The organism is Bacteroides sp. LFL-34 (genome assembly GCF_027257075.1).
Classification (GTDB): Bacteria; Bacteroidota; Bacteroidia; order Bacteroidales; family Bacteroidaceae; genus Bacteroides; species Bacteroides ovatus.
Genome location: NZ_JAPQKZ010000017.1, coordinates 122,028 through 128,260, shown reverse-complemented (window position 1 = coordinate 128,260; position 6,233 = coordinate 122,028). Strand labels below are relative to the sequence as shown.

General features: G+C 47.5%; 5 protein-coding genes and 1 pseudogene. All 6 read left to right on the top strand.

Translation table 11 applies throughout. The features are described from left to right. Window positions 1-871: pseudogene (locus N5O98_RS12625) on the top strand (hypothetical protein); the annotation flags it as partial. A 581-nt stretch (window positions 872-1,452) separates the two neighbouring features. Beyond that, window positions 1,453-2,019: a DUF3575 domain-containing protein gene (locus N5O98_RS12620; RefSeq protein ID WP_004318675.1), complete on the top strand. Its 567-nt coding sequence runs from the start codon at window positions 1,453-1,455 to the stop codon at window positions 2,017-2,019. A 38-nt stretch (window positions 2,020-2,057) separates the two neighbouring features. Beyond that, complete coding sequence (locus N5O98_RS12615) at window positions 2,058-3,077, top strand: hypothetical protein (RefSeq protein ID WP_224262684.1); 1,020 nt, start codon at window positions 2,058-2,060, stop codon at window positions 3,075-3,077. Beyond that, a complete protein-coding gene (locus N5O98_RS12610) occupies window positions 3,028-3,786 on the top strand; it encodes a hypothetical protein (RefSeq protein WP_004308152.1) in 759 nt (252 codons plus the stop codon). Before N5O98_RS12615 ends, N5O98_RS12610 begins: the two co-directional genes overlap by 50 nt. Before the next feature lie 108 nt (window positions 3,787-3,894). Next, window positions 3,895-5,055 (top strand): hypothetical protein, encoded by a 1,161-nt coding sequence (locus N5O98_RS12605; protein ID WP_004318672.1) that lies wholly within the window; start codon window positions 3,895-3,897, stop codon window positions 5,053-5,055. A 238-nt stretch (window positions 5,056-5,293) separates the two neighbouring features. Beyond that, window positions 5,294-6,217, top strand: coding sequence for a FimB/Mfa2 family fimbrial subunit (locus N5O98_RS12600; protein ID WP_004308149.1), 924 nt, complete (start codon window positions 5,294-5,296; stop codon window positions 6,215-6,217). The last annotated feature ends 16 nt before the right edge of the window (window positions 6,218-6,233 follow it).

The following is a 6,233-nucleotide window of genomic DNA, read 5'->3' as shown; positions in this document are numbered from 1 at the left end:
TGTAAGTCTTTTGAAGAATCATATAGACAGTGCACGGTATTATCTGGAGCTTGCAAAGGCGCACACTACTGATATTTGCGACATGGCAGAACTACAATACACTGCATACCATATCGAAGTGCAGGCTAAAAATTTTGAAAAAGCAACGGACAATGTACATCGCTATATCTACTTGAACGATTCAATAATGCGCTCAAACATGCAATTCTCCGCCGGTATGGTCGAGCGGGACTATTTTAAAGAGCGAACAAAATTCGCCCAATACAGAATGAAAAACCGGACTGTCTGGGAAATAGCTATAGCAGCCGCTACCTTTTTTATTATTGGAATTGCCTGGTATATCGTCCGCCAACGTTTACGCATGCAACGTGATCGTACCAACCATTATTTGTTATTGACAGAGAAAGCCAATTCCGAGTACAAGGCTCTTACTGAACGCGTGAAAAAACAGCAGACTACGGAAAGTTATTTAAGAGGATTGGCTGCTTCACGCTTTGACATTGTCGATAAACTTGGAAAGACCTACTATGAACGTGAAAATACAACATCGCAACAGTCAGTCATATTTAATGAAGTAAAGCAGATAATTACAGATTTTGCAGAAAACAATGGCATACTGCAAGAACTGGAAAAAATCGTAAACACTTGTCATGACAATGCCATGTACAAGCTCAAGGAAGATTTTCCAACTATGAAAGCTTCCGACACCAGGTTATTATGCTATATTTTTGTAGGATTTTCACCGCAAGTAATTAGCTTATTCATGAAGGATACGGTGGCTAATGTATACGCTCGCAAGTCACGGCTCAAATCACGTATTAAATCTACGGAAACAGCTAATAAAGAATTATTCTTAAGCCTTCTGGGATAGGTATTTCAACTTTATACTAGGTTCCAATGACTAATGCATCATCCGGTAATTAAATCTAGAATATGTTCAGATTGTTTTTGCCATAATACCGGAATGATGTAATTGTAGAATGGTTTTGTCATGGAGGTAAGCCATAACAGGTTTAATTCTCCTGGGAGGTATGTCCGGAAAGTATGAAGATGCTTTCATTATAATATCTGTTACTATTCCAGTCAATTGTCAGAAACTTATTGATTGCCCTATATTTTTTAAGGTTGTAAATCATCTGTTAGCGTCGTGTTAGAAAAATAAGAAGAACGAAGTCTTTATGTTTCTGTATTATAATGTTTTATGCAATGCGGACGTTAGATTTGTGGTTTCATTTTGTAACTCGTGATTTATGTGTTATTACTTTTGCAACCAGGAAAAACAAAACAGATGTGATAATATAAAACTGTTTCTTGTTCATTAAAATACTTCATTTTTACAGGTTGCACGTAGAATAAGAACAGTCTTATTATGATGACACAGCTTTTCATCCGTTTACTTTGGGTGCATGTTTTGTTTATCCACTTAAAGTTTGAGTTATCCTAGTTTGAATTATGAATTTGAATAGAAAAAAGTACTTTTTATGTTTTGCCTGTGTCTTGGCCTGCCTTGTGTATTCAGACAAGGTTTCCGCGCAGTTTTATTCTGTCAGAACCAATCTGGTGGGTTTAGGTACGGGGAATCTGAATGTGGAGGGTTCCATGGCTTTTTCCACGCATTGGTCCGCCCATCTTCCCGTACAGTACAATCCTTTCCGTCTTTGGGATGACGGCAAGCTTAAAAACTTCACAGTCCAGCCTGGTGTGCGTTATTGGATGCGCGAAACTTACGGAAGGGGTTGTTTTATCGGGCTCCACGGTGTGTTCTCCATATATAATGCGGGTGGTCTGTTCGGACATCGCTACCGTTACGAAGGCACAGCTTTCGGCGGCGGGCTTTCTGCGGGGCTGGTGCGCCCCCTTTCGCGTCGCTGGAATCTGGAGTTCGAACTGGGTCTCGGTGTTGTCTGGGCCGACTGGGAACGTTACCGTTGCGTGAACTGCGGTAAGCGTACCGGCAAGGGCTCCGGTGTCTATGTGACACCCACACGTACCGCCGTTAATCTGGTTTATCTTTTCTGAAACCATCTTATCTGTTGAAACAAGATATAAAAAGTTGAATGATGAATAAGTATCTCAAATCCCACATAACGGCCGCCGCTTTCTGCGCGGGAGTGTTACTGGCCGTGTCCTGTTCCACTTCCCGCGAACCGCGGACTATGCGGCTGTTTATGCAGTCCGGCCGTCCTAATATTTTTCTTCCCCACGAGGAGAGCGCACCTTCCGGAGTGCTTGCCGAACAGGTGGGGTTCACCACTTCTTCGGACACTCTTCCCGGTGAGTTCGAAGAGGTCTCCGACAGTACGGATGACGTATGGAAAACCATACACCTGGGCGGTGTTGACATCGTCGCTGCACGCACGGTCGTCAAGCAGGTCACCATGCGGGAAGGTTCCGTGCGTTTGGAATTCAATATCCATGTCCCTTCCCTCCTGATTGACAGTTACTGGCGTGTCACACTCACCCCGATGCTCTGCACCTCTGACAGTTCAGGCTTCCCGCTACCACCTGTTGTGCTTTCCGGTTCTTCCTTTACCCGCATGCAGGAAGCGGACTATAAGGCGTACAGGCTGTTTCTTAATGGAATTGTCGATCCTTCGGCTTATGATAGTGTGTATCTTGACCGTAAAGGCATCAATAAGGATATCGCCTGCCGGCAGAGGTTCTTCTATGAACTTTACGGCAAGGAGCGCGACCGTCAGCTTGCCTACGAGAAGTGGAAACGCCTTGCCCTTGAACGCCAGAATTTCTGGAACACGCGTACGCAGGCCAACCGTGCGACACTCCGTCACCGCCTGGAACGCAAGCGGATCGAAGAAAGCGTACGGCGCTATGTGGCTGGTCGTGACACGCTCGGGTTGTGGGCCTCCTATGACCGTAAATATCATCGTACGGCCTCCTTTTGGCCGATGTACCGGCTGGAACGCGAGCTTACCGCCGATCGTGTACCTTCGAAATTCCGTGACCTTTATAACGGGGGGGCGCAGCCTGTCCAACATACACAACTATGTCCTCACCGCCACCGATTCGATGGACATCTCCCGCCACCGTTATTTCTACGACCGGATTGCCGAAAATGAGATGAATGACCGTAACCGTGATGAAATCCGCCGGCGTATGATTCCCTTCCCCTATATCGACTCCGTGATGGTCCGCCAGAATTCGGATTCAGTTTCCGGACATGATTATATCTACAACTATGTATATTCTCTGCCCGTCACCGATGGAATGAAAAAGCTCCGTGTGCGGCTAGAGTCTATCGTGGAAGCCACCGACCGCAGCACATGGCGGCCTGCCGCCTCGGACACGCTGCTCTTCATTGTGGCCTCGCTTAGCGACCTGGTTGACCGTTCCGCTCTGGACCAATATGTCATAGCTTCTGCGGAGACAGACTCTCTTGCGGCAAGCGGTCCCGTATATACTCCGCAGGGAGAAGAGTATGCCGAAGCCTTGCGGCTCCTTTCAGAGCGACAATACCGGCAAGCCTTGCCGATATTGGAAAAACGGCCTGACTATAACACCGCCCTTTGCCTGACACAGCTCGGTTATCATAAAGAGGCTTCCGCTCTTTTAGACCAGTTACCCGTAGATTCCCGCAAGGAATACCTGCATGCTGTGGTAAGCGCCCGGCAGGGCGATGATTACTTAGCAGTGGAACATATGCTTGCGGCCTGCCGCATGAATCCCAATCTTGTCCTGCGTATTCCCCTGGATCCGGAACTGTCGGACCTCATTCCCAAGTTCTTCGGGCTCCGTATGGAACTGGACAGGATAGCGGAAGGGAAATAGTAAAAAGTAGAAAGAACAAAACAGGAAAAAAAGTATAAGTACGAATTAAATATTAACAAGTGTTTTATTAGTGTTTATTTTTTTATTAACAATTTAATTACAATGATTATGAAAAAAAGTTTGTTAAGCGTGTTTACAATGGTTGCTATGGCTGCAGCATTCACCGCGTGCAGTAACGATGACATCGAAGTGCCTGACGTAAAGAACGGGGAAGCGAGAAGCGTATTCATGAAGCTGGAGTTGCCGACGCTGACGAGATCGACCGAGCCTCCTGTAGCCTCGGGAACGGTTGCTACGGTAAGTAATCTGCATGTATACTTCCATGACGGGACCAGCATTCTGAAATATGTGAACGCGACTACAACCACTCCCATCACGATTGCGAATCTGACTACCGGTACCCAAATAACGGATGTACCCGCGGCGGCTACCACTGTAACGGTATGTGGTAATATTCCTGCCGGAACTTCATTGCCTACAGGTGGAACCGTAGCTGCATTGAAAGCTGTACAACTGGAAATCACAAGCCAGTCTGCAGTTGCGGATGTGGTGTTGAGCGGCGATGACAAACCCCTGCAGACATGGACTACCGGTAGTCCGGCCCTGCCTTATGCCCCTGGAATAACGGACGGTGACAAGTATGCCGAAGTGGAAATCGGTCCTGCCGTGGCACGTGTCGAAATCGAAGGTCTGGCGACTACGGCCTCCAGTGCGGTGGATGGTTTTACGCTGGAAGGAATCTATGTGAATAACTTCTTTGAAAAGTTCAACCTGGCCGGTACCGTTGTGGGAACGAAAGTACAATATGGTGCTACTCCTGCTGCCTATGCTCAAGGACAGGGGCTTTACACCCCTGCTAACGCTGGAAAACTCTTTGACCAGTCTGCCGTCGCTGCTACAGGTATCCCAAAGGAAGTCATTCCGCCAACTGCAGGGCAACGTTGGGCATATCAGGTTGTTCCTAACGGTAACAGTACTGACGCGAACGAGCAACTCCAGCTCGTATTTAAGTTGAGTAATTTGGCTGCTAAGGCCGGCAGCAGCGTGAATTTCGGCACAGGTGACCAGTTTATCACCGTGAGAGGATTCAAAGATGGCAGTGGCAATATTGTAGAACTGGAAAAAGGAAAGATTTATACTATCTCGAAAGCCGACTTTACATTTGACGAGAGCAACCTTTCCACAATACCTAATACCAGTGCTGTCAGCGTTTGGTTGAAGGTGACGGTAAAAGCCTGGACGGTCGTTCCTGTCAAGCCTAATCTCTAACTGTCATACCATCAAGGTATATTGTATTTGTTTGTTTCTTTTACAAGTCCGTTTGCGTAGAGGAGATTTTTAGCTCATTTTACTAGTTCACCAGTTCCTCTCGCACGGCGGAATGTAAGCAGGTCGTGGGTGTCTTTTGCCCTGACCTCACGACCTGTATTTCTATAACCTGTTAAATCATAACACGTATATTCATATAAAGTCATAACCACAGTTATTCACCTAAAAGATACTACGCATGAAATTGTATAAAGCTATACGCTTCCTGATGCTTTCCGGTATTTTAACCTTAGTCTTGTCGAGGTGCATCAGGGAGTCCCTGGAGGGCTGCCCTCTGGATACCCTGTTACGATTTACCTACAAGCCTCGCGGCTCTGCCGCTGACCTTTTCGGAGAGCGTGTTCAGAGGGTGAGGCTGTGTGTGTACCGTCCCGATGGCAGTATTGAGCATATGCAGACGCTGGAGAAGAGTGAACTTGACCGTTTGCAGGGTGTTGAGATGTATCTGCCGCAGGGAAACTACACTGTCGTGCTCTGGGCGAATGCTTCGGATGCACAGACCAAGCTCGGCGGCTTTTCCGAAGGAGAAACCATAAGGAACCTTTCCGCCTCACACCCGCATGCGGAGACTTCCGCTTCCATCCCCACGCTTGATCGGCTTCTTTTCGCTGTCACGCCACTTACGGTCAGTGAGCACGAGACTGGAGACCATACTGTCAATTTCAGCCCCGGCACTATCCGTGTAAGTCTTCACCTTGATGGTGTGAGCGTGCAGCCTGTGGTACACATCACGGGCATGGAGTCAGCCTTGCGACCGGTGTTCGACGAAACCTCGGGCACATGGCGTCTCCAGTCCGTAAGCCGGAACAAGACATTCCAGCCTGCCGTAGCATATGATGTCACCAACCGCCATGCTAATGCCACGACTGACATCCCCCGTTTCAAGGCCGATACCCCCGGCATGGTGGAAATTATCGATCCCACCACGGGAAACCATATCGTGCCCCCGATTTCGTTGGCAGGGCTTATTGCCCGCTACCACATACCGATGGAGGAAGATATTGAAGTAACCATTCCTATCGAGATTACCTTTACAAACGGTCATGCGAAAATAACGATCAGGAATTGGGAAAATCAGAATGTAAAACCCGGAGGAGTGTAAAAAACGCACCGGTCAA